The following is a 24,601-nucleotide window of genomic DNA, read 5'->3' as shown; positions in this document are numbered from 1 at the left end:
TGAAAGAAATTCAATGCTTTTGAATAGTCTTTTGGGATTCTAAAATACTTTAGGAGGTGAAAGCAAGGAAGCAAAAATCTTAGAACAAATATATATTTTTTAAGAGTGTAAATCAAGAGATTATAGTTTCCTTATCCGAACTAAATATACCTCCAAAGAAGTTTTTGACATTTTGCTTCTTTGGGGGGAAAATCAATAAAGCTTATTTTGACTGCATTAGATTTCAAATTGAACTTCGTATTTTTAATAAAATTTCGTTATGATACTGCAAAAAGTGATAAAGGCATAAGGTGGCAAAGAAAAAAGCACAAATTTTTGAATGTCAGCATTGTGGATTCCAAAGCACAAAATGGCTTGGTAAATGCTCTAATTGTGGAGCTTGGGAGAGCTTTTTGGAGCTAAAAGAAGAGCATATCACAGCAGCTTTGCTAGATAGAAATACCAAAGTCATACCTATTACAGAAGTAAAAGAGGAGGAATTTATCCGCTTTAGCTCGGGAGAAAGTGAGCTTGATATCGTGCTTGGTGGTGGAATCGTGCTTGGTGGAATGTATCTTGTGGGCGGAAGTCCGGGTGTGGGGAAATCTACGCTACTTTTGAAGATTTCTAGCAATTTGGCTAAAATGGGCAAAAATGTGCTTTATGTGAGTGGTGAGGAGAGTGGCTCACAAATCGCATTGAGGGCAGAGAGATTGGGAGCTATGAATCCTAATTTGTATTTGTTGAATGCTATTAGATTAGAAGAGATTATCGCTTCTATCCATTCTAAAGAACGAGAATATGTAATGCTTGTGATTGATAGCATTCAAACGCTTTATAGTGAGAAAATCTCTTCAAGTCCGGGCAGTGTTTCGCAGGTGAGGGAAGTAACTTTTGAGCTTATGCGGTTGGCAAAAGATTATGGAATTTGCGTGTTTATTATCGGGCATATTACCAAAGAAGGCTCGATTGCAGGTCCTAGAATCTTGGAACATATGGTGGATTGTGTTTTGTATTTTGAGGGGGATTCTAGTCGTGAATTGCGGTTTTTGCGTGGATTTAAGAATCGCTTTGGAAATACAAGTGAAGTTGGGATTTTTGAGATGAAAAGCAATGGATTGGTGGGAGCCAAAGAAGCTTCTAAAATCTTTTTTTCGCAAAAAACTTCAAGTCCGGGCAGTGCATTAAGCGTCGTTTTGGAGGGAAGTAGAGCTTTGGTTTTGGAAGTGCAAGCTTTGGTGAGTGATTGTGCTTATGGTATGCCAAAGCGTGCAAGTACCGGATTTGATACAAATCGATTGAATATGATTTTAGCCTTGCTAGAGCGGAAGCTGGAGATTCCGCTTAACCGCTATGATGTGTTTATTAATGTTACAGGAGGTATTAAGATTTTGGAAACTGCTGCGGATTTGGCGATTGTAGCGGCAATCCTCTCTAGTTTTCGCAATCGTGTCCTTTCGTCTCAAAGTGTGTTTATTGGCGAGGTGAGTTTGGTGGGGGATATTAGAGAAGTTTCTAATGTAGAACAAAGGCTCAAAGAAGCACTTTCATTGGGGATTGATAAGGCAATTTTGCCTAAGAAGCCAACCCAAAATCTCGGCATTAAATGCTTTGAAGTTCAAGAAGTTACTAAGATTATTGATTGGATGTAGTTATAATCGCAAAACACTGATTTTTTCACCTGCTTTGTAGGTGTCTTTTGCTAACATAGCTAATCCGATTTTTGCATTATCTAGGGGGCAAAAATTGTTTAAAATCGCACTTTGGAAGTCTTTTTTGCCCTCAAAATCAATTTCAAAATGCCCTTGTTTGTTGCGGATATTGCAAATGCGAAATTCCATTCTTGGATCTTTTTTGGATAAATCTTCTTGTAAGATGACTTCAAGCACTTCTTGAGTGAATCTCCCTCCGCTTAGACGGATTAAAATTTCTTTGACAAAAAGTTCAAAGGTTACCAAAGTGGAGTTTGGGAAGCCGGGTAGCGCAAAGAATGGTTTTTGATTGAAATGTGCATAGAGTATATGCTGCCCGGGTTTGATTTGCACTCCCCTAAAAATTATTTGATTTTCCCATTCTTGAGAGATTTTCCTAATAAAATCATAATCCCCAACGCTTGCTCCACCGGTGGAAATTACCAAATCACATTCTCTAAGGGCAGTATCAAGGCAAGAGCGGATTTTGCTTTTGTCATCTTTTAAAATAGGATAGAGCTTTGGAATCCCTCCATTTGCGAGGATTTTTGCATAGAGTAAATGCCCATTGGCATTATAAAAGGAATTGGGGTTTGGTTTGGTTTCTCCGAGTTCTAAGATTTCATTACCGCTTACTAGAATCCCAACTTTTGGCTTTTCATAAACTTCTACAAAGATTTGATTGAGACTTGCTAAAAGCCCTATGTGATTGGGGTTGATTTGTATCCCACAAGCGAGTAGCTTTTCGCCTTGTTTGTAGTTGTCGCCTTTTTGGCGGATAAATTCTCCAATTTGTGAAATTTTTGTAATTTTGATTTTGTTTTCTAGCTTTTCTACATTTTCAATGGGGATTAGCATATCAGCATTTTTGGGGATTGCTGCACCGGTGAAAGTTTTGATTGCTAGAGGTTTGTTTGGAGGTAGTTCTAAGATTTCTTGGTTGCCTGCAGGATTTTCTCTAAGAATCTCAAAAATCCCTTTGCTTTTTTCTAGCATTGTAGAATTAATAGCATATCCGTCCATATTGGATAAAGGAAACTCTGGCATATCGCTAGGAGCAAAAATATCTTGTGCAAGAATCCTATCTAAAGAATCATACAAAAATACTCTTGTTGTGCCACAAGGCTTGATAGCTTGGGAGTTTAAGATTTCTTTGGCTTGTGAATAGGAGATTTTTTCTTTCATTTTTATTCCTTTAGAGGAGGTGTCCCATTTTTTGTTTTTTGATTGCGAGATAATCTGCATTGTGTTTGTTGCAAGGGATGATGATTGGCTCTCGCTTAACTTGTGCGAATTGAGAAAAGTATTGAATCTTTTGAGGGTTGTTAGTAAGGAGTCTGATTTTTGTGAGATTGTAATATTCAAAGATAAATTTTACAATCGAATAATCTCTCTCATCACCTTGAAATCCGAGCTTGAGATTGGCTTGTAGGGTATCTAAGCCTTCATCTTGGAGGGCATAGGCATTGACTTTGTTAAACAATCCTATTCCACGTCCTTCTTGGCGTAAATAAATTACCATTCCTTGTTCTTTGTGAATCTGCTCTAAAGCCTTGTGTAGTTCTCCGCCACAATCGCATTTTAGACTCCCTAGTGCGTCGCCTGTGAGGCATTCTGAATGCACTCTTATGAGTGGATTATCTCCCATTTCTTGTGTTTTTATTACTAAATGTTCTAAAGGATATTCTTGTTTGATTTCTCTAAAAGCACGAATCTTAAAATCCCCAAATCGTGTTGGTAGATTGGCTTCATTAGATATTTGAATTTTCATAAAATTTCCTAAATTATAAATATTAAAAATCGGTAATATAGCTAATTTGCTCTAAAAAAAGCAAGAAGTTATTTTGTTTTTGCTAAAATTATTTTAAAAAATTTAAGGTTTTGAATGGATAATCCAACATTGTCAAAAAAGAGCATTGAAGTGGGTATGCGGATACTTTCTAAAAATGATCAAGAAGCGATGAAATTGCGAGAGTTTTATAAAGATAATGGGCTTTTTGTGGTAAATTTGATGAGTTCGCCGGGAAGTGGAAAAACAACATTGCTTGAAAATATCGCAAAAAATCATCTTTTGGATTTTAGTGTGGTAGAGGGTGATTTGCAAACAAATCGTGATGCACAAAGGCTTGCAAGGTATGGTGTCAATGCTTATCAGATTACCACAGGTGATGCGTGCCATTTGGAAGCCTTGATGGTAAAAGAAGCATTGGATAATTTGCAACAACAAGGGGATTTGAGAGATTTTTTGTTTATTGAAAATGTGGGTAATCTTGTTTGCCCAGCGAGTTATGATTTGGGTGCAAATATGAATATTGTTTTGCTTTCGACTGCGGAGGGAGATGATAAGGTATTGAAATATCCAACAATGTTTATGTGTGCTGATGCGGTGATAATTTCTAAAAGTGATTTGATAGAAGTTTTTGATTTTGAGGTTGGGCAAGTGAAAGAGGATTTGGCTAAACTCAAGAAAGAAATACCATTGTTTTTGGTTGCAAAAAATGATTTGGAATCTATTAAGAAAGTTTGTGATTTTTTAAAAGCAAATAAGGAGAAAAATTATGTGTCTAGCCATACCTTCTAAAGTAATTTCTATTGATAAAGAAACTAATACAGCTACTTTGGATACTCTAGGGGTAAGCAGGGAAGCAAGTTTGGATTTGATGAGTGAGGAAGTGAAAGTCGGGGATTATGTGCTTTTGCATATTGGGTATGTAATGGGAAAAATCGATGAAGAACAAGCAAAACTTTCTTTAGAAACTTATGAAGAGATTATTAAGGCAATACAAGAGGAAGAGCAAGAAATACAAGAGGCAAACAAAAAAGGCTAGGCAAAAGGAAAAATTCCTTTATGCCTTTGGACCAATCATTTTGGTTGGATCTACATATTTTGTAAAATCTTCTTCGCTAACTAATCCGAGTTCTTTTGCGCTCTCTTTGAGAGAAATACCTTTTTTGTGTGCGTTTTTGGCAACTTTTGCGGCATTTTCATATCCGATATAAGGATTGAGTGCGGTTACTAACATTAGGGAATTATGTAGATTGTGGTCAATTTTTGCTTGATTGGGTGTGATTCCTATTGCACAATGAATATTAAAAGAGTGCATAGAATCTGCGAGTAAATCAAGACTTTGGAGGAAGTTATAAATGATTACTGGTTTGAAGACATTGAGTTCAAAGTTGCCTTGACTTGCTGCAAAGCCGATAGTCGCATCATTCCCCATAACTTGCACTGCTACCATTGTGATTGCTTCGCATTGTGTTGGATTGACTTTGCCGGGCATAATAGAGCTACCGGGTTCGTTTTCGGGGATATTTAATTCTCCAAGCCCACATCTAGGACCACTTGCAAGCCAACGAATATCATTAGCAATTTTCATTAAATTTGCAGCTAAACCTTTCATTGCACCATGGGTAAAGTTTATTGCATCATGGCTTGTGAGTGCGTGAAATTTGTTGGGGCTAGAGACAAATTTCGTGCCGATGAGTTGGCTTAATTCTTCGCTTACCATTTCGCTAAGTTTTGGGTGTGCATTGAGTCCTGTCCCAACAGCAGTTCCTCCAATAGCAAGCTCTCTTAATGTCGGAAGTGAGGCAAGAATTTGTGCTTTGGAGTGTTCTAGCATAGAGAGATAACCGCTAAATTCTTGTCCTAAAGTCAGCGGTGTAGCATCTTGTAGGTGAGTCCTGCCGATTTTGATAATACTTTTGAATTCTTCTACTTTGTTTTTGAAGGTTGCGATTAATTCATCAAGAGCGGGGATAAGCTTTTTTTCGACTTGTTCTACTGCAACAATACTCATAGCAGTAGGAAAAGTATCATTAGAGCTTTGGGACATATTGACATGATCATTTGGGTGGATAAGCTTTTCTTTTCTAAAATCTCCCCCTAAAATCTCAGTGGCACGATTGGCAATTACTTCATTGAGATTCATATTGCTTTGTGTCCCAGAGCCTGTTTGCCAAATAGCAAGAGGAAAATTATCATCAAACTTCCCAGCAATAATTTCATCACAAGCTTGAGTGATGGCGCTCTTTTTGTCCTCAGGTAATTTGCCAAGCTTAAAATTCACGATTGCAAGGGATTTTTTGAGATTAGCAAAGGCATAAATCAAAACTTTTGGCATTTTTTCGATCCCTATTTTAAAATTTTCAAAACTTCTCTCTGTTTGTGCGCCCCAATATTTATCATTAGGAACTTTAACTTCGCCCATAGTATCGTGTTCGATTCTAAAATCCATATTTTTATCCTTTTGTGTATTTTATTAAGAGTATGGGCAAATTAAATCATAAAATACTATAAAATTTGCTTAGATATTCATTATTTTATATTATTAAAGAATTTTTGAGTGAAATTAGGATAAAATATTTAAATCAAGGTTTTTTGAAATTAGAGAAACTTTTGAAATTTAAAGGCAGTCAGTTTTGGTAAAAATTTTAAGGAGAAAATAATGTTTGATGGTAAATACAAAGCAGAGCTTCAAAAAGCATTGGAGGAAAATAAGCTCTTAAAGGGTGAAATTCAAAGATTGCAAGAGAGAAATAGAGAATTAGAAGGGCAGATTGCTTCTTTTGAACAAACGCAAGATTCTGGAGAAGATGAAATAGCTGTTTTTAAAGATATGACTTTGGGATTGGCTAAAAGTTGTGGCGTGAATCTTAAAATTTTGCAAGATGATTTTGCAAAGTCCGTGGATTTGCTCTATAATGCAAAAGACTTCGCTACACAAAATATTCAAAATACGGCTTCAACACAAGAGGTTTTAATCAATGGTTTATCTAGTATGACTGCTAAACTTTCAGATTTTAACAATATGATTACACAAGTGCAAAATGACTTTACTGCTATTTCTAGTGTAATTTCACTCATCACAGATATTTCAGACCAGACAAATTTGCTTGCACTTAATGCAGCTATTGAAGCAGCAAGAGCAGGGGAGCATGGTAGAGGATTTGCTGTTGTTGCAGATGAGGTTAGGAAGCTAGCAGAAAGGACACAAAAAGCTACCAAAGAAATTGAGATGAATATTCAAGTGGTGCAACAGAATTTTTCAGAGGTGCAAACTTCTACCGATGAAATCATCAAAGAAATGGAAGTTTTGGGAACACAGAATGAAACATTGGAAAAAATCCAAACTTCAGCTACACAAATTTGTCAAGAAACACAGCAGATTCTTACTTCAACATTTATCGGACTTGTTAAACTTGATCATTTGCTCTTTAAGATTAATGGTTATAGTGCAATCTTTAATGAAAATATGGAAGCAACTTTTGTTGGGCATCATGATTGTCGTTTGGGTAAATGGTATGATAGCGGAAGTGGTAAGCAAAATTATTCTACATTGCCTAGTTATCCGCTTATTGAAGCACCACACCAAGGAGTGCATGAAAATATCATTGCTGGATACAATGTGATGAAAAATAACGGCGGAACAAAAGGTTGTATGGGAGAGATTAGCAAATACTTCAAACAAGCAGAAGAAGAAAGCGATAAAGTTGTAAAAAGCCTCGATAATCTCGCAGCAGAAAAAATTAACTCTCTAGATTCTTAAGGGGATTGTATTGAATCCCTTTATTGGAGGGATTCAAAATTTGTAGAATTGCTTAGATTGCAAAGAATTCTCGATACCACTTCACAAAATTCTTAATCCCTGTTTGGATGGAAGTATTAGGCTTATAATTTAATTCACTCACCAAATCATTAACATTAGCATAAGTTGCTGGAACATCACCGGGTTGCAAAGGTAGCATATTTTTTTGAGCTGTTTTGCCGACTTCTTTTTCAATAGCTTCAATAAAGTCCATAAGTTTTACGGGATTGTTATTGCCAATATTGTAGATTTTATAAGGTGCTTTTGAGCTGTGCGGGTCAGGATTTTTGCCATTCCATTGTGGATTTGGCGTAGGAATATTGTCAATTACTCTAACCACACCTTCTACAATATCATCAATATAGGTAAAATCTCTTAGCATTTCCCCATTATTGAAAACATCAATGGCTTTATCCTCTAAGATTGCTTTTGTAAAGAGGAATAAAGCCATATCAGGGCGTCCCCATGGTCCATAAACTGTAAAGAATCTTAGTCCGGTTGTAGGGAGATTAAAGAGATAAGAATAAGTGTGAGCCATCAATTCATTGCTTTTTTTGCTTGCAGCATAAAGGCTAATTGGATGATCTACATTGTCACTTGTGCTAAAGGGCATTCCCTCATTAAGTCCATAAACCGAAGAGCTAGAAGCATAAGCTAAATGCTTAATATTGTGGTGCCTGCAAGCTTCTAGGATATTTACAAAACCTACGATATTGCTATCAATATAAGCATAGGGATTGACTAAAGAATATCGCACACCCGCTTGAGCAGCGAGATTGCAGACTTTATCAAATTTTTCATTTTTAAAAAGAGCAAAGAGGTTTTCTCTATCTTCTAATTTGAGATTGATAAAGCGATAGTTGGGGTATTTTTCGCTTTGGATGAGTGTATTATAAGAGATTTTTTCTTGAGAGATTCCAGCGTTTTTTAATCTTCCATATTTGATTTTTACATCATAATAATCATTAATACAATCAAGCCCAATAACTTCATCTCCACGCTCTAAAAGCCTCAAAGCCAAAAAAGAACCAATAAAACCTGCTGTCCCAGTTACTAAAATTTTCATTATTTTACCTTTGAATTTTTAAGTTTATAATATTGTTCTAAGAAAATTTGATTTGCAAAACCATTGAATTTTCTACGCCCTAATTTATCTAAGCTTAATTCAACTGCATTGACAACCCAAGCAATTTCATTAATAGGCACTATTCCCATGTGATTGATTCTAAATATTTTACCCTTTAGATGATCTTGTCCTCCAGCGGCATTGACATTAAAATCTTTTTTGAGGATTTTTCTAATTTCATCGCTTTTGTCATCGCTAATAGTAGTCATAGAAAGTGCGGGGATTGTGGGATAGATTTTCAATCCAATGCTCTCTAGTGCTGCATCACAGGCTAAAGAGCGTGCTTTTGTATCGTGATAAATCTCATCAAAACCGATTTCTTTTGCTTTTTCTAAAAACGCACAAAGCCCTATTATAATGGTTGTAGGAGCAGTCCAAGCAGTCGTGTTTTTGGTTTGGTTTTTTAGTTCTGTTTTGAGATTGAAATAAAAACCAACATTTCTATCTTCAATCTTTTGGATTGCTTTTTGGCTAAGTCCAATAATACTCATTCCCGGTGGCAACATAAAGGCTTTTTGTGAGCCTCCTATGAGGGCATCAATGCAACTTACATCAAGTTTTTCTACTCCCATAGCAGTAATTCCATCAACAATTACCATAATTTCAGGATTGTATTCTTTGATGGCTTTGGCGATGATTTCATAAGGGTGTCTCAAACCTCCAGCGCTTTCGCAAGCTTGAATACAAAAAGCATCAATATCAGGATTGTTTTTGAGTGCTTCTAAAACAGAATCTAGGCTTGCAGGAATATCCCAAGGATTCTTGATTTCTACACAAGGAATATTAAAGGCATTAGCGATTTTCCCAAATCTCTCTCCAAACTTTCCGCTATTAATACTAAGAAGTTTTTTAGCACAAAGTGAAGTAACGCACGCTTCCATTGCACCACTTCCAGAACTTGCAAGCATTAAAACTTCGGGCATTTGTAGCATTTCTTTGAGGAGCTCTCTTGTTTTGCTAAAGATATTTTCAAATTCAGGGGTTCTATGATGAATGGTTGGCTCACTCATAGCAACTCTAATAAATTCGGGGGTTGGTGTAGGACCGGGTGTGAAAAGTAGCATAATTAATCCTTAAGTCATAGAGATGAAAAATAAATCTAAAAATTATAGCAAAACTTATATAACAAAATAATAATTGTCAAAAAGGTTAGCTTTAAAGGAGTTTTGGAGTGTAAAAAGTAAGCATTTTTTGAAAGCTATAAAGAATTATTTTAAAAATTAAGATTATTTTATGAAATCTAAACAACATTAAAGTAAGGCTTTTTTATAATTTGAAATTTTAAAATTATCTTAAAAGTGGAGTTTATATTATGAAAAAGATTATTTTTTCTTTGGCTTTGGTATGTGGTTTTGCCTTTGGTGGAGAAGTTAAAGTAGGAGTTGTATTGCCTGCTAGTGGTGCTGTTGGTGGATTTGGTGAGCTTGGAAAAAGAGGGATTGATCTTGCCTATAAAGCACAAAATAAAACTAAAAATGGTGATACTATCAAGATTATTTTTATTGACAATAAAAGTGATAAGATTGAATCTGCTAATGCAATGCAAAGACTTGTATCAAGCGATAAAGTTAGTGTTGTAATTGGTCCTATGATCTCTACAAATGCTTTGGCAATGACAAAAATTGCTGATGATAATCAAACTCCGCTTATTTCACCGGTTGCTACTAATGATAGGGTAACAAAGGGTAAGAAGTTTGTTTCAAGAATCTCTTTTGCAGATAGTTTTCAAGGGCTAATTGCTGCAAATTTGGCTTTTAAAGATTTGGGTGCAAAAAAGGCTGCGATTTTATTTGATAATAGCAGTGATTATTCTATCGGTCTTACAAAAGCTTTTAGGAATCAATTTAAAAAGCTTGGAGGGCAAATTGTAATTGAAACAAATGCACAAGCAGGAACTAAAGATTTCAAAGCACAACTCTCAAGTATCAAAGCAGCTAATCCGGATGTTTTGTATCTACCTATTTATTATAATGAAGGTGCATTAATCGCATTGCAAGCAAAACAACTTGGAATGGCAATCCCAACAATTGGTGGTGATGGGCTTGTTTCTAATCAAATCTTTTTTGATGTGGCAAAAGAAGCAGGAGAGGGCTATATGGTAACAGATTATTATTCTACAAATTCTAAGCAGACACCTAAGGGAGAGGCTTTTATAAAAGAATATGAAGCCACTTATAAAGAGCCTGTAAGCACTTTTAGTGCAATGTTGGCTGATGCTTATGGGATTGCAATAGCAGCTATTGAAGCATGTGGTGCAGAAGATAGGGTTTGTATCAATGATAAAATACGCAATGTAAAAGATTATGAAGGGATTAGTGGAAAATTCTCTCTCCAAAATGGTGAATCAATCCGCAGTGCCGTTATCAATGAAATTCAAAATGGTAAATTGGTGTATAAAACAACCATTGAACCATAAGGTAGAATTTTGGATATTTTAACTTTTTTGCAACAATGCGTTAATGGATTAAGTCTTGGGAGTATGTATGCACTTATAGCCATTGGTTATACAATGGTTTATGGGTGTTTGAGATTGATTAATTTTGCACATGCAGATATTATTATGGTTGGGGCTTTTTTGAGCTTCTTTGCTATAAATTCCCTTGGATTGCCCTTTTATGCTTCAGCAATTTTTGCTGTTTTGGTTTGTGCTATTTTGGGAGTTGGAATTGATAGAGTGGCTTATCTCCCTTTGCGTTCTTCGCCTAGAATCTCGATGCTAATTACAGCTATTGGGGTTAGCTTTTTTTTGGAGAATCTATTTAATGTCTTTTTTGGTTCTACTCCTAGATTCTTTAGTGCTCCGGAGTTTTTTTCACATACTTTTAATCTTGGAAGTATCAATCTAACTTATATCACTATCATTGTGCCGATTGTTACATTATTGTTGCTTGTGGTTTTATTGCAATTTTTGTATCGCACAAAGCAGGGAATGGCTATTAGGGCGACTGCTTTTGATATTAATACTGTGCGATTGATGGGGATTAATGTTAATAATATTATAGGGCTTGTTTTTGTGATTGGTAGCACTTTGGCAGGTATCGGTGGTATTTTTTATGCTATTTCTTATCCTACAATTGACCCGCTTATGGGTGTTTTAATTGGACTAAAAGCCTTTGCAGCGGCAGTTTTGGGCGGAATTGGAAGTGTTGGAGGTGCTGTGCTTGGTGGCTTTATTTTGGGATTTACAGAAGTAATGGCAGTTGCAATATTTCCAGAACTTGGTGGGTATAAAGATGCTTTTGCGTTTTTATTTTTAATCCTTGTTTTGTTGTTTCGTCCAGTTGGAATTATGGGTGATTGGCGTTTAGAGAAAAGCCGTTTTTAAAGGGTGTAAATGAATAAAATACAAAAACTTTATACTTCTAATCCCACAAGCATTACTTTAAGTGGGCATTTGTTGCTGTATATTGGGGTAATTATTGTCTTATTTTTGGCACAATGTTTTTTAAATGATTATGCTTTGAGAATCTTTAATAATATTTTGATTTTTGTAATTTTAGCGGTGAGCTATAATTTGATCAATGGAGTAACAGGGCAACTTTCTTTGGAGCCTAATGGATTTGTCGCAATTGGAGCATATATTACAGCATTAATGCTTTTAGATGAGGATTTGAAGCTTGGAATGTTTGAACTTGCAGAGCCGCATCCTTTTGTGCTTAGTATGTATAGCGAGCTACTTCCTGCTTTGTTGTGCAGTGGTGTAGTTGCGGCATTGATTGCTATTTTGCTTGCATTTCCTGTTTTTAGGGTTAGAGGGGATTATTTGGCAATTGTTACCTTGGGGTTTGGATTTATTATTAAAATTTTAGCTATTAATAATCCACAATGGACTAATGGGGCGATTGGTTTAAATGAGATTCCAAATAATGCAGATTCTGTGGTTGGTGGAATACAAAACTTTCTAAAAGGTTTGCTAGATTCGCAAAGTTTGCCTGAATTTTTGAAGAATCCTTTGAATTTCGTTTATACGCATTCTTTTGAAAATGGGGCAAATATTACCGTGCTTTTTTGGAGTGGGATTATTGCAACAGCAGCAGTAATTTTGATTTTGCAGATTGTGTATTCTAAGTATGGTAGGGCTATGAAAGCAGTAAGAGATGATGAAGATGCGGCAATTGCTATGGGGATTAATACTTTTAAAATCAAAACTTTCGCTTTTTCTACTAGTGCATTTTTAGAAGGTGTTGGGGGAGGGTTAATGGCGGTTTTATTGACTACGATTGATCCTAAGATTTTTGGCTTTGAATTAACCTTTCAACTCTTGATTATTATTGTGTTAGGTGGGCTTGGTAGCACAACGGGTGCTATTGTGGGAACTATTTTGGTCATTGGTGGGGGTGAATGGCTTAGATTTTTAGACCAACCTTTGGTTTTCTTTGGTCAAGATTTTGGAGCTTATCCCGGGCTTAGAATGGTGTTTTTCTCTTTGATTTTGTTGGTTATTATGCTGTTTGCTAGAGAAGGAATTATGGGTAAAAAAGAATTGTGGGATTTAAAACCGAGATTTTTTAGAATCTTTGGCAGGAGAGCGTAATGGCATTATTGGAGCTAGAGAATGTAAGTATTGCTTTTGGAGGTTTAAAGGCGATTGATAATGTGAGTTTTAGTATAGAAGAAGGTACGATTTTTGGGCTTATTGGTCCTAATGGTGCAGGAAAAACAACAATGTTTAATATTATCACAGCAAATTATAAGCCCACAAGCGGAAAGGTAACATTTTGTGGTAAGGATATTTCCCGCTTTAAGCCTAATGTGATTGTAAATCTTGGGATTGCAAGAACATTTCAAAATATTCGTCTTTTTTCTTCTATGAGTGTATTGGAGAATGTTTTAATTGGTTTGCACAATGATGCAAAATATACTTTTTTTGAAGCAATGTTTCGAGTAGGGAGATATTTCAAAGAGGAAAAGAGAATTAAAAATAGAGCTATTGAGCTTTTGGAGTATTTGGGAATGGGGGATAAAATTAATTTGCCTGCAAATTCTTTGAGTTATGGAAATAGTCGCAAAGTAGAGATAGCAAGGGCTTTGGCGACTAATCCAAAATTGCTTTTGCTAGATGAACCTGCTGCAGGTATGAATCCCAAGGAAACCGAAGAGCTTTGTGAATTGATTTTGAAAATGAAAAAAGACTTTAATTTGAGTGTATTGCTAATTGAACATGATATGCCTTTTGTCAATAGGCTTTGTTCAGAGGTTTTGGTTTTGGATTATGGTAAAAAGCTTTTTAATGGAACACCACAAGATGCAATTAATAATAAAGAAGTGATTGCTGCGTATTTGGGGGATTATTATGCTACAAATTGAGAATTTGGAAGTTTATTATGGATTAATTGCTGGGCTTAAGGGGATTAGTTTTCATATTGAAGAACACGAGATTATTACATTAATTGGTAGCAATGGTGCGGGCAAAACTTCTACATTAAATGGGATTGTCCATAGCGTTAAAACAAAAGGAAAAATTTATTTTTTTGGGGCAGATATTTCCCATATCCCAACGCATAAAATTATCCAAAGGGGAATAGCATTAGTCCCAGAGGGAAGGCATGTTTTTACTAATTTGAGTGTAGATGAGAATCTTCGAATGGGTGCTTATAATAATGATGAAAATTTTTTGGCTATGAAAGAAAAAATGTATCATCTTTTCCCTCGTTTAAAAGAGAGATATAAGCAAATGGCAGGAACAATGAGTGGGGGAGAACAGCAAATGCTTGCTATTGCAAGAGCTTTGATGAGTGAGCCAAAACTTCTAATGCTTGATGAACCTAGTCTTGGATTGGCACCAAAGGTTGTAGGGGAGCTTTTTGAGATTATTGCTAGATTGAGAGAAGAGGGCATTACTATTTTACTTGTAGAACAAAATGCTTTTGCTGCATTGAAGGTTGCTAATCGTGCGTATGTGCTTGAGAATGGAAAAATTACAATGGATGGAGATTCTAAAGAAATATTGCAAAACCCTGAAATTAAAAAAATGTATCTAGGTGGTTAAATTCTTATATTATCTTTAAATTTTTGTGTTATAATACAAATTTAATATTTAATTTTGGAGGATTTATTCATGGATTTTTTTATAAATCTTGATGAAGGGGTGCAATTTGCCATACAAATTGTCGTTGTGCTTGTGTGTCTTTTCTATGGAGCGCGTAAAGGTGGTGTCGCTCTAGGAATGCTTGGAGGGATTGGGATATTAATGCTTGTATTTTTATTCCATGTTAAGCCCGGTAAGCCAGCTATTGATGTAATGCTTACAATTTTGGCAGTAGTGGTGGCTTCGGCAACTTTGCAAGCAAGTGGGGGATTAGATGTAATGTTGCAAATTGCTGAGCGAATCTTGCGTAGAAATCCGAAGTTTTTGACGATTTTAGCACCATTTGTAACTTGTTTTTTAACAATTCTTTGTGGGACAGGGCATGTGGTTTATACGATTATGCCCATTATTTATGATATTGCTATCAAAAACAATATACGCCCAGAGCGTCCTATGGCTGCTGCTTCTGTTTCTTCGCAAATGGGAATCATTGCTTCCCCAGTATCAGTAGCGGTAGTGAGCCTCACTGCATTATTATTAGCAGCAGATCATAAACTTGCAGGATTTGATGGCTATGTCAATTTGCTTCAAATTACTATCCCTAGTACGCTTTTTGGAGTGCTTTGTATTGGGATTTTTTCATGGTTTAGGGGCAAGGATTTGGATAAAGATGAGCAATTTCAAGAGCATTTAAAAGATCCAGAATTTAAAAAATATGTCTATGGTGAAACTAAGACTTTATTAAATATCAAATTGCCTACAAAAGATTGGGTGGCGATGTGGATTTTCTTGGCTGCAATTGCGATAGTGGCGATTCTTGGAATCTTTGAGGAATTGCGTCCAAATTGGGGTCAAATAATGAAAAATGGGCAACCACAATTTGATGCTTTGGGGAATCCTAAAATGGATTCTCTCTCTATGGTTGCAGTGATTCAAATGTTTATGCTTTTGGCGGGTTCGGCTATTTTAATCTTTACTCAAACAGACGCTAAGAAAATTGCACAAAATGAGATTTTCCGTTCGGGTATGATTGCATTAGTAGCAGTGTTTGGGATTTCATGGATGGCAGATACAATGTTTGCAGTGCATACTCCTATGATGAAAGAAGCTTTGGGAGGTGTTGTAAAAGAACACCCTTGGACTTATGCAGTAATGCTGTTGCTTATTTCAAAATTTGTAAATTCGCAAGCAGCAGCTATCGCAGCATTTGTGCCTTTAGCGCTTAATATTGGAGTAGAGCCGGGTATTATTGTAGCTTTTGCGGCAGCTTGTTATGGATATTATATTTTGCCAACTTATCCAAGTGATCTTGCTACAATTCAGTTTGATCGCTCCGGTACAACGCGTATTGGTAAATTTGTCATCAATCATAGCTTTATTTTGCCCGGACTTATTGGGGTATTTACTTCATGTTGTGCGGGTTATGTCCTTGCAATTATTGCAGGTTATTTATAAGATTAAGAGGCTCTTTGCCTCTTAGAGTTTAAAGTTTAATCTCTCAAAAATTTTTATTATCATTAAAAATATCTTAATTTAAGTAAATATTTATATTTTTTAGTTATAATTCCGAGTTTTAATGAATTAAATTTATATAAAAGGTAACAATATGAAAATTACCAAAATGGCAAAAGCCAATGAAATCAAACGAGAGTGGATTGTTTTGGATGCAGAAGGAAAGACTTTTGGTCGTTTAATCACAGAGATTGCAACTCTATTGAGAGGCAAACATAAGCCTTGTTATACTCCTAATGTGGATTGTGGAGATTTTGTAGTGGTAATCAATGCTCCTAAGGTAAAATTTAGCGGTATGAAGCTCGAAGATAAAGAGTATTTTACACATTCTGGATATTTTGGAAGTACAAAATCTAAAACTCTCAAAGAAATGTTAGAAAAACACCCAGAGAAGCTTTATAAATTAGCAGTTCGCGGTATGCTTCCTAAAACAAAGCTTGGGAGAGCAATGATTAAGAAGCTTAAAGTTTATTGTGATGCAAATCACCCTCACACTGCACAAGTATCAAAGTAAGGATAGAAAATGGCAAAAATTTATGCAACTGGAAAAAGAAAAACAGCAATAGCTAAAGTTTGGTTAGCTCCTGGAAGTGGTAAATTAAGTATCAATGGAACAAATTTGAATGATTGGCTGGGCGGTCATGAAGCTATCAAGATGAAAGTAATGCAGCCTTTGCTTCTTACTAAACAAGAGAAAAGTGTAGATATTGTCGCAGCAACAATGGGGAGTGGTTATTCTGCACAAGCAGAAGCATTGCGTCATGGAATCTCTAAAGCTTTAGCAGCGTATGATATTAATTTTAGAGCAATTCTCAAGCCAAAAGGACTATTGACAAGAGATTCAAGAGTTGTTGAGCGCAAAAAGTATGGGAAAAGAAAAGCAAGAAGAAGCCCACAATTCTCAAAAAGATAATCAGTTTCCAAGCACTTGCTTGGATTCTTGTTTTATTCAAAAATCTTTGAAAATTTCTCTCTTTTTTAAACCTCTATTTTTATGGCATTTTATATTTATTTGTATTTTTTGTTGTGCTTATTTTCTATTTCATTATTGGGATTATTTATTATTTTTAAAAGATTCGAAAAATTTTTTTAATCATTCTCTTATTTTGACTTCTTATGATTCTTATTTTTATGCAAAGGGTGCAAAAGAATTTTTAGAATCTTTTAATATTGCTGTTCCTTATTTGTCGATTTTAGCGGGAATTTTTGCAAAAATCTTTGGGCTTGATAATGTGTTGGTATGGAGTAGCGTTGCTTTTAGTGTGAGTTTTGGAATTGTTTTGTATGGGATATGTTTTTTTGTATTGGAATATTTTGAGATTCTTACTTCTAAAAGCAATCAAATTTTTGCATTTTTGGGGGCATTTTTGGGTGCGTTTGCACCGCATTTTTATCAACGCACAGGCGCTGGGTATTTTGATACAGATATGCTCTTACTATCTTTGCCACTTTTGACAATTTTTTGTTTATGGTTATATATCATTAAGCAAAAATTTCATTGGTTGGCTCTTTTTGGTTTTTTGGGGTTTTTGTCGGTAAATTGGCATAATGGGATTCAAAATATTTTGTTGGCTGGATTTTTGCTGTATTTGGGCTATGAAGGTTTGTTTTTTTGTGTTAAAAGATATTTTAAAACTCCTATTTTAGAGATTTCTAGTGTTTTTTTGATTGTTCTTGCTCCATCTAATTTGGGTATTTTATTTTTGGTGCTTGCATTATTGATGATAAAAACTCGCAAGATGATGATTTTTTGCTTTTTGATTGCTTGTGCGTATGCGTATTTTTTTGGACTTTTTAATCCTCTAATTGCACAAATTAAAGCTTATTTGTTTGGAGAAATTCAGTATTCTAGTGCTTATATTTATGCTTCTGTGGTGGATAGTATTTTGGAGACAAGCTCTCATGGGTTAGAGACATTAGTGCAAAGAAGTGGAGGGTGGCTGTTATTTGTTTTGGGCTTAATGGGTTTTTTGTGTTTTGGCTTTTATTTTGTATCAAAAAGGCATAATTTTATTTATTTGTGTATTTTTTTATTCCCTTTTTTGCTTCTAGGATTTGCTTCTTTAGAGCTTGGAGTGCGGTTTAGTTTGTTTTTGGCTCCTATTTTGGCATTTGGTGTGGTTTTGTTTTTTGCTGGAATCTTAGATATTATGCGGAGATTCTTAAAAACTTCTATGGTGGTTTTTGCGGGATATGTGGCTTTATTTTTGGCAACTTTAGAATATAGTATTCCAAAACCGATTTTGACTAATCAAGAGATTAGGAGTTTGCAATCTTTTTGCTTTTTGAAAGATGATATTGTTTTTTCTTGGTGGGATTATGGCTATGCTTTGGAGTATTTTACAAAAGCGGAGGTTTTATTGGATGGAGGACTGCATTCAGGTAGCATTAATTATCCTATCGCAGAAATTTTGATGAATAAATCTCCGATATTGGCTAGAAATTTTTCTTTGATATTGGCTCAAAAAATGCAAAATACTCCAAAAAATCAATGGAAATTGCTCTTTGAGCAAATTATTCAAGAAAACAAAAGCAATCCTAACATTTTTTTGGATTCTTTGCAGAAAAAAGATTATAATATTGGGGATTTACCAAAGGGAGAAGTGTATTGGGTATTGCCAAAAAGAATTATGCCTTTGGTTGCAAATATTCATAGTTTTAGGAATATTAATTTGCAAAATGGAAAAAGATTAAGAGAATCTGTTTTTGTTTATGGGGATATGCCACTAAAGAGTGCAGAGGAATATTTTGTATTTTCGGACTTTTATATCAAAAGAAGTCAAGATGGCATACCGCTTGTAAAAGTGTTTTGGGAAGGGAGAGAAATTGTAATGGATTTTGAATATTTAAAGAGCAATCTTGTGCAATGGTTAATTTTTAGGAATAATCCTGCGATGAATCTTGTTTTTGAGAATGATTTTGTCGTGGTATATCAAGTGAGGAAATAAAATGTGTGGAATAGCTGGAAGTCTTAATTTACCAAAGATTCCTTTAGAGCAGGTTTATTCTTTTATGCGTCATAGAGGACCAGATGCAAAGGGAGCATTAGAAGAAAAGACAAGCGGTGGGGTTTTGCAATTATTCCACGCAAGATTAAGCATTCAAGATTTGAGTGCAGATTCAAATCAGCCTATGGATTTAGAGCATCTGAGTATTGTTTTTAATGGGGAAATTTATAATCATTTACAATTAAGAAGCGAATTGCCTTATTCTTTCAAAACTCATAGTGATACAGAGACATTATTGGCACTTTATTTGCATTATGGTGTGGAATTTTTGGACAAACTTGATGGTATGTTTGCGTTTGTAATTTTTGATAGAAAGCAACAAAGATTATTTTTAGCACGGGATAGAATGGGGAAAAAACCTTTGTTTTGTTATCAAAAGCAAGATGTTTTTTGTTTTGCAAGTGAATTAAATACATTGCTTGGAATGCAAAGGTTGGATTTGGATTTGGATTGTATTGGATTCTTTTTGCAAAGTGGGTTTTTTTATAAAGATGGAACGCCTTATAAGAATGTTTTTTCACTTCCTAACGCACATTATGGAATCTATGATTTACAAAAGCATACTTTGGAGATGAAGGCTTATTTTAGCCTAAAAGAGCAATATAAAAAATCCAAAATTAATAACACCAAAGAAGCATTAGAGAATTGTGAGATATTGCTAAAAGAGAGTATTAAAAATCGTCTTTTATCATCAGATTTGGAAGTGGGAGCTTTTTTGAGTGGGGGGATTGATAGTTCGTTGATTGTGGCATTAGCAAGTGAGATTAAGCCTAATTTGCGTACCTTTACAATCGCTTTTGAAGGGGCGTATGATGAAAGCTTTTTGGCAGAAATGACAGCAAAAAAATATCACACTAATCATACAACTTTAAGAATTACTACGGATTTGAAAAATGATATTTTTAAGATTTTGCAAAATTATGGACGCCCTTTTGCCGATAGTTCTGCTATCCCAAGCTATTATGTTTCCAAAGAAGCTAAAAAGCATTTGAGTGTTATTTTAAATGGTGATGGAGCAGATGAGCTTTTTGGTGGTTATCGTAGGTATGTAGGGCATTTGTTGATGCCAAAGATAAAAAATTTGGCTTTTTTAGCGGGAATCTTGCCTATCCCAAAAGAAAAAAAATCACTTTATAATTATTTGTATCGCCTTTTGCAAATGGCACAAAATTATCAAAAGAATTTTAGCCGTTATTATTTGAGTGCAACTACGGATATTTTTGAGGGGTATTTTTGTTTTGAAACTAGCTATAATAAGCTTTTTGAAGAGGATTTAAAGAGGGTGTTTGAAGATTCTCTTACGCCTTTGTCACAAATGCTTTTTTTGGATAGTGAGAATCTTTTGCTCTCTGATTTGCTTCCTAAAATGGATATTGCCACAATGGCAAATTCTCTTGAGGGGCGTTCCCCATTTCTTTCTAAAATGCTTGTAGAATTTGCACCAACTTTGGCAGATTCTTTGAAAATCAAGGGAAAAGAGACTAAATATCTTTTGCGACTTTTAGCAAAAAAATATCTTGCTAAGGAAGTTTATGATGCACCAAAGAGGGGCTTTGAGGTTCCATTGAAAAAATGGGTTAATGGGGAGCTAAAAGAAATTATATTGCAAACATTGCAAAAACCAAAGATTGTTGATCGATTTTTAAATACCAAAGACATACAAAGAATCTGTTTTGATAAGGGGATTCCTAAAGAAAAACAAGCTAAAATGCTTTGGAGTTTATTTGTTTTGGAGGTGTGGTATAAGAAATATCAAGAGGATTGTCATAAAAACTAAGCTTTTGGGTATTTTTTGGGATAGATTTTTATCTTATGGGGCTTTTGTGTAAAAATATGAGAGTAGTAAAGTTTGAAAATATGCTTTTTATGCTAGAATTGATAGAAATCAAAAATGGAGTATAAAATGAAAAAGATATTATTTGCAGTTGATGATACAAAATCTTGCCAAAAGGCAGCAGAATTTGTAGTGAATTTTTTTGGAGATAGAGAGGATTGTGCAATTACGATTATTCATGTTAAAACCCCTATTATGCTTTATGGTGAGGCAGCATTGGCAGCTTATGAAGATATTGAGAAAAAAGAAAGCGAAGAGAGTGATAGATTATTGGAGGATTTTAGTGCGATTTTTACGAATAAAGGAGTGAATGTCAAACAGCAGCTTTTAGAGGGTGAAGCGGTCGCTGAAGTGCTTAATTATGCAAAAGATTATGATTTGCTTGTAATTGGACAGAGTGAGGAGAGTTTTTGGAATAAGATTTTTTCTACTAATCAAAATGATTTTTCGCAAAAATCCCCCATTCCTATTTTGATTGTAAAATGAGTTTGGACTTTTAGAAGTACTAAATATTTGATAAAGGCTGTATTCTCTTTATCGTCTTGCTTTCTAAATTTGAGTTTGGTTATTGTTGGCTAAGCGACACAAAGGGGTTATAGCATATTAATTTTTAAAATGGGAAGGTGGAGAGCCTCCGCCTTCTTTAGTTTAGTATTTTTTCTTATTGACATCTTCTAAAATATCATCAGCTAAATGTGCGACATCTTGGCTAATAAGGCTGACATCATTGGTGATTTGGTTGTTTTCTTGTGTGATAATCTCGACTTCTTGAATTGAATGTGTGATATTTTCCATTGATTGAGCTTGAAGATTGATGATGTTGCCTGCTTCGTTGATAGACTGCACGAGCGTGTTGGTATAAGATTCAATTTCATTGAGGGATTTGCTGGTGCGTTCGGCGAGTTTGCGTACTTCATCAGCTACAACGGCAAAGCCTCGCCCATGTTCGCCTGCGCGTGCAGCTTCGATTGCGGCATTGAGGGCTAGGAGATTGGTTTGGTCAGCAATATCTTGAATAATTTTTAAGATATTTTTAATTTCTTCGCTTTGTTTGGTGACTTCGTGTATCATTTCGTTACTTTCTTGCATATTTTGTGCAATTTCAGTAATCGTAATCACGCTATTTTGGAGTGCATCTGTTTGGGTGTTGGATTTTTGTGCAAGCGTGTTTAGGAGATTTTTTAAATCATTGCTTTTAATTTGTAGAGTTTTGGAGCATTGGAAGCTGAAATTTAGCATTTTGGAGACTTCCTCCCCTAGATTATTAGTGATGATTTCCACTTCTCCTGTTGGGTTTTGGATTCTTTTGGTGAAATCCAAAGAAGAGAAAGATTGATGCACTTTTGCGATATTTGTAAGGTTTGAACCAATGCTTTGTTGTAGAGAATCAAGCATAGAATTAAAGACTTCTTTGAGTTCCAAAAGGCGTGGGTTATTTGGTATTTGATTGACTCGTTTAGTCAAATTGCCTTGTTTAATCTCTGTGGAAGTCTGCATAAAATCATGAATCGTGTTTTGATCTTGTTCAAGTCCAAGCTTGATATTTTGGGCATTGGAGTTAATCATTGCTCCCATAACTCCTAATTCATCTTTGTTTGTGAGAGCGATATTGCGGAAATTATCTTTTTTGTTGTTGAGGTAGTCAAAAAAGTCTTGCAAACCACATTTAATAGTATTGATTCGTTGGTAGATAATGTGGCTAACACCAAACATTACTGCACAAATAAATAAAAGCACCAAAAGTGAAACTATCGCAGCAAAGTTGCGATTTTCTTTTGCGGTTTGAAGCATTTCATCTAAAGGAATATTGGCAAATACAGCCCAGTATGTGCCATTTTTCAAAGTGAGTGGTTCCATGATGGTTGTGATGGGTGCGTTGGTGTTGGGGCTGATTCTATCAAAAATGATTTCCTTACCCTTAAGTGCCTCTTGAAGCCTTTGTGCTGCACCTTTATCGACATTTGCCATTGGTCTGCCAAAGACATGGAAAAACTTGTGGTGCAAAATCATACTTTGGTGAGAGAGTAGCACGATAAAGCCACTCTCTAGAATCTTAACTTGCTTGATAGAGGAGCCAAGCTTCTCTAAATCAAAAGAGATTCCGCTAAAGCCTAGAATCTGATTGTTGTAACTAATGGGTGTGAGGATATAAATGGGTGCATAAGTTGGTGTTTTATCTGGGCTATCTTTGGGTTTTGGGGTTTGTTTGGGGATAAACAAAATGGGGCTTTTAGAATCTGTAAAAAGTGGGTAAATTTCATTGGCTTTAAATTGTAGATTTTCATTATCTTGACTAGCCATGAGGGTTTGATTGTTGCCTAGCCAAACAAAAGCGGATTTGTAATAAGGATTTTTTTGGATAGTATCTTGCAAGAATTTTTGTAAAAAGCTAAGGTTGTTGAGGTTTTCTTGTGCAAGCAAGGCAAGATTCAATGAAGAATCAAAGCCAAGATTGATTTGTGATTCAATGCTTCTTGCGTAGGTTTTTAGGGTTGCTTGTGCGTATTTGGTGGTAGTTTCTTTGGCGTAGTTGAAGTTTTGATTGCCCACTAAAAAAACAATAATTGATAATCCAATCACCGCAGCAGCGAAACTTGCAAAAATAATCTTAATCTTAAGGCTAAAATCATCGAGTTTTTGAAGAAAACTAAACATCATATCCCTTGAAATAATGAAAAATTAAATTATGATTTATAATATTAACATAGATGGGGAGGCGATTTTATGTGATTTTGTCTCATTGATTTAGGGCAAAATGAAATATACTTCTACAAAAATTTTAAAACAAGGTTTGTTGGCAATGGAAGAAAAAGAAGTAATCAAATTAGAGAATGATTTTTGGCTTATTCATTTTCCTATAATGTTTTTTGCTTCTGTCATGGGTGTTGGCGGTTTTTCTTTGGTGGTAAATAAAAGTATGAAGATTTTTGCCTTACAAGAGAGTTTGGGGTGGATTTTTGTATTTTGTGTGGGGGTGAGTGTATGTTTGTTTGTATTGATTGCTGGTTTATATCTTTTGAAGATTTTTAAATACCCTCAAGCTTTTTTAAAAGAAATTAAGCACCCTGTGCGAATTAACTTTTTTGCTGCAGTGTCTGTTTCAATCCTCATTGTTTTGATGCTGCTTTTGCCTTTTGTGCCTTTGTGGTTGGTCTTGACAATGTTTGTTGTGGGGGCAATCTTGCAAATTATTTTTAGTTTGTATGTTGTTCAATATTGGTTTATTAATGAGATGAAGCAAAAAATGGCGAGTCCAGCTTGGTTTATTCCTATTGTTGGTAATCTAATCGTGCCTTTGGCGGGAATGAATATCAATGAATTTGCAGGGCAAATGTTAATAGGGCATGAGATATTAGTGTTTTATTTTGGAATGGGAAGCTTTTTTTGGATTTTGCTTAGTGCAAGTTTATTTTTTAGGTTGGTGTTTGGAGAGAATCTGCCACAAAAATTTCTTCCCACTCTTTTTATTTTTATCGCTCCACCAAGTATTTTTGGCTTAGATGTTTTGATGATGTTTAAAGACTATGTGCAAATGATAAGTTTGTATATCATAGCTAGTGTAAGTTTTAGTATAGCTTTGTTTTTTGTATTTTTGATGATTGGAATTGCAAAAGTATTTAAGAATCTTAATTTCGCACTTTCTTGGTGGGCTTTTACATTTCCAATGGCAGCGTTTAGTTTATGTGCATTAGAGCTTTATAGTATTAGTGGGTCTTTGTTTTATGAAGTGTGTGGAATTGTGGGTGGAATATTGACGGCTTGCATTGTTGTGTTTGTTGGTTTGAGGACTTTGAGGGCAATCAAAAATAGGGAAATTTGTGTGATGGAGGAATGA

Annotated in this window: 22 protein-coding genes and 1 pseudogene; 17 read left to right on the top strand and 6 right to left on the bottom strand. The window is 35.1% G+C overall.

Annotated features, from left to right (window positions below):
* Window positions 1–290: 290 nt before the first annotated feature.
* Window positions 291–1,631 carry a DNA repair protein RadA gene (radA, locus tag EL247_RS06605; RefSeq protein WP_104745960.1) on the top strand — a complete coding sequence of 447 codons (1,341 nt, stop codon included), beginning with the start codon at window positions 291–293 and terminating at the stop codon, window positions 1,629–1,631.
* Here the strand turns inward: radA and EL247_RS06600 are convergent, their stop codons facing one another.
* Entirely contained in the window at window positions 1,632–2,855 is a 1,224-nt protein-coding gene (locus EL247_RS06600; protein ID WP_104745961.1) for a molybdopterin molybdotransferase MoeA, read from the bottom strand. It lies immediately after the preceding gene.
* A 10-nt stretch (window positions 2,856–2,865) separates the two neighbouring features.
* Window positions 2,866–3,441 carry a GTP cyclohydrolase II gene (gene ribA / locus EL247_RS06595; protein WP_065827004.1) on the bottom strand — a complete coding sequence of 192 codons (576 nt, stop codon included), beginning with the start codon at window positions 3,439–3,441 and terminating at the stop codon, window positions 2,866–2,868.
* Window positions 3,442–3,555: 114 nt separating this feature from the next.
* Between ribA and hypB the strand changes: the two genes are divergently transcribed.
* Both hypB and EL247_RS06585 read left to right on the top strand, forming a co-directional pair.
* Entirely contained in the window at window positions 3,556–4,251 is a 696-nt protein-coding gene (gene hypB / locus EL247_RS06590; protein ID WP_065829469.1) for a hydrogenase nickel incorporation protein HypB, read from the top strand.
* Window positions 4,229–4,498: a HypC/HybG/HupF family hydrogenase formation chaperone gene (locus tag EL247_RS06585; protein ID WP_005022738.1), complete on the top strand. Its 270-nt coding sequence runs from the start codon at window positions 4,229–4,231 to the stop codon at window positions 4,496–4,498. Before hypB ends, EL247_RS06585 begins: the two co-directional genes overlap by 23 nt.
* 18 nt (window positions 4,499–4,516) lie before the next feature.
* Here the strand turns inward: EL247_RS06585 and fumC are convergent, their stop codons facing one another.
* Entirely contained in the window at window positions 4,517–5,908 is a 1,392-nt protein-coding gene (gene fumC / locus EL247_RS06580) for a class II fumarate hydratase (RefSeq protein WP_054195629.1), read from the bottom strand.
* A 210-nt stretch (window positions 5,909–6,118) separates the two neighbouring features.
* Between fumC and EL247_RS08780 the strand changes: the two are divergent.
* Window positions 6,119–6,790 (top strand): annotated as a pseudogene (locus EL247_RS08780) (methyl-accepting chemotaxis protein); the annotation flags it as partial.
* 135 nt (window positions 6,791–6,925) lie between these two features.
* Complete coding sequence (locus EL247_RS08735) at window positions 6,926–7,219, top strand: CZB domain-containing protein (protein WP_230845601.1); 294 nt, start codon at window positions 6,926–6,928, stop codon at window positions 7,217–7,219.
* 52 nt (window positions 7,220–7,271) lie between these two features.
* Here the strand turns inward: EL247_RS08735 and EL247_RS06570 are convergent, their stop codons facing one another.
* Window positions 7,272–8,324, bottom strand: a complete 1,053-nt coding sequence (locus EL247_RS06570; protein ID WP_005022743.1) for an NAD-dependent epimerase — start codon at window positions 8,322–8,324, stop codon at window positions 7,272–7,274.
* The gene (locus EL247_RS06565) at window positions 8,324–9,448 is read right to left on the bottom strand and encodes a pyridoxal-phosphate-dependent aminotransferase family protein (RefSeq protein ID WP_005022744.1); all 1,125 of its coding nucleotides are present in this window, start codon (window positions 9,446–9,448) and stop codon (window positions 8,324–8,326) included. The genes EL247_RS06570 and EL247_RS06565 overlap by 1 nt, the downstream gene beginning before the upstream one ends.
* Window positions 9,449–9,696: 248 nt before the next feature.
* Here EL247_RS06565 and EL247_RS06560 point away from each other — a divergent pair, with 248 nt between their 5' ends.
* From EL247_RS06560 to EL247_RS06510, 11 genes are all read left to right on the top strand, one after another.
* Complete coding sequence (locus EL247_RS06560; protein WP_104745963.1) at window positions 9,697–10,800, top strand: ABC transporter substrate-binding protein; 1,104 nt, start codon at window positions 9,697–9,699, stop codon at window positions 10,798–10,800.
* 9 nt (window positions 10,801–10,809) lie between these two features.
* On the top strand, window positions 10,810–11,709 hold the full coding sequence (locus tag EL247_RS06555) for a branched-chain amino acid ABC transporter permease (protein ID WP_005022746.1): 900 nt from the start codon (window positions 10,810–10,812) through the stop codon (window positions 11,707–11,709).
* Between the two features lie 9 nt (window positions 11,710–11,718).
* Window positions 11,719–12,918, top strand: a complete 1,200-nt coding sequence (locus EL247_RS06550; RefSeq protein ID WP_005022747.1) for a branched-chain amino acid ABC transporter permease — start codon at window positions 11,719–11,721, stop codon at window positions 12,916–12,918.
* Window positions 12,918–13,691 (top strand): ABC transporter ATP-binding protein, encoded by a 774-nt coding sequence (locus EL247_RS06545; protein WP_054195633.1) that lies wholly within the window; start codon window positions 12,918–12,920, stop codon window positions 13,689–13,691. Before EL247_RS06550 ends, EL247_RS06545 begins: the two co-directional genes overlap by 1 nt.
* Entirely contained in the window at window positions 13,678–14,373 is a 696-nt protein-coding gene (locus EL247_RS06540; RefSeq protein WP_005022749.1) for an ABC transporter ATP-binding protein, read from the top strand. The genes EL247_RS06545 and EL247_RS06540 overlap by 14 nt, the downstream gene beginning before the upstream one ends.
* Before the next feature lie 69 nt (window positions 14,374–14,442).
* A complete protein-coding gene (locus tag EL247_RS06535) occupies window positions 14,443–15,867 on the top strand; it encodes an anaerobic C4-dicarboxylate transporter (RefSeq protein WP_005022750.1) in 1,425 nt (474 codons plus the stop codon).
* 151 nt (window positions 15,868–16,018) lie between these two features.
* Window positions 16,019–16,438: a 50S ribosomal protein L13 gene (gene rplM, locus EL247_RS06530; RefSeq protein WP_005022751.1), complete on the top strand. Its 420-nt coding sequence runs from the start codon at window positions 16,019–16,021 to the stop codon at window positions 16,436–16,438.
* 9 nt (window positions 16,439–16,447) lie between these two features.
* Window positions 16,448–16,837: a 30S ribosomal protein S9 gene (rpsI, locus tag EL247_RS06525; protein ID WP_005022753.1), complete on the top strand. Its 390-nt coding sequence runs from the start codon at window positions 16,448–16,450 to the stop codon at window positions 16,835–16,837.
* Complete coding sequence (locus EL247_RS06520; RefSeq protein ID WP_104745975.1) at window positions 16,791–18,872, top strand: STT3 domain-containing protein; 2,082 nt, start codon at window positions 16,791–16,793, stop codon at window positions 18,870–18,872. Before rpsI ends, EL247_RS06520 begins: the two co-directional genes overlap by 47 nt.
* A gap of 1 nt (window position 18,873) precedes the next feature.
* Complete coding sequence (gene asnB / locus EL247_RS06515; protein WP_104745964.1) at window positions 18,874–20,709, top strand: asparagine synthase (glutamine-hydrolyzing); 1,836 nt, start codon at window positions 18,874–18,876, stop codon at window positions 20,707–20,709.
* A gap of 126 nt (window positions 20,710–20,835) precedes the next feature.
* Window positions 20,836–21,252 carry a universal stress protein gene (locus EL247_RS06510; protein WP_005022758.1) on the top strand — a complete coding sequence of 139 codons (417 nt, stop codon included), beginning with the start codon at window positions 20,836–20,838 and terminating at the stop codon, window positions 21,250–21,252.
* A gap of 162 nt (window positions 21,253–21,414) precedes the next feature.
* On the opposite strand, the gene EL247_RS06505 is transcribed toward EL247_RS06510, so the two are convergent.
* Entirely contained in the window at window positions 21,415–23,421 is a 2,007-nt protein-coding gene (locus EL247_RS06505) for a methyl-accepting chemotaxis protein (RefSeq protein ID WP_232019748.1), read from the bottom strand.
* Between the two features lie 145 nt (window positions 23,422–23,566).
* Between EL247_RS06505 and EL247_RS06500 the strand changes: the two genes are divergently transcribed.
* Complete coding sequence (locus EL247_RS06500; RefSeq protein WP_060663236.1) at window positions 23,567–24,601, top strand: SLAC1 anion channel family protein; 1,035 nt, start codon at window positions 23,567–23,569, stop codon at window positions 24,599–24,601.

Source organism: Helicobacter pullorum (assembly GCF_900638355.1).
Lineage (GTDB): Bacteria > Campylobacterota > Campylobacteria > Campylobacterales > Helicobacteraceae > Helicobacter_D > Helicobacter_D pullorum.
This window is presented reverse-complemented; position numbering and strand designations above follow the sequence as displayed.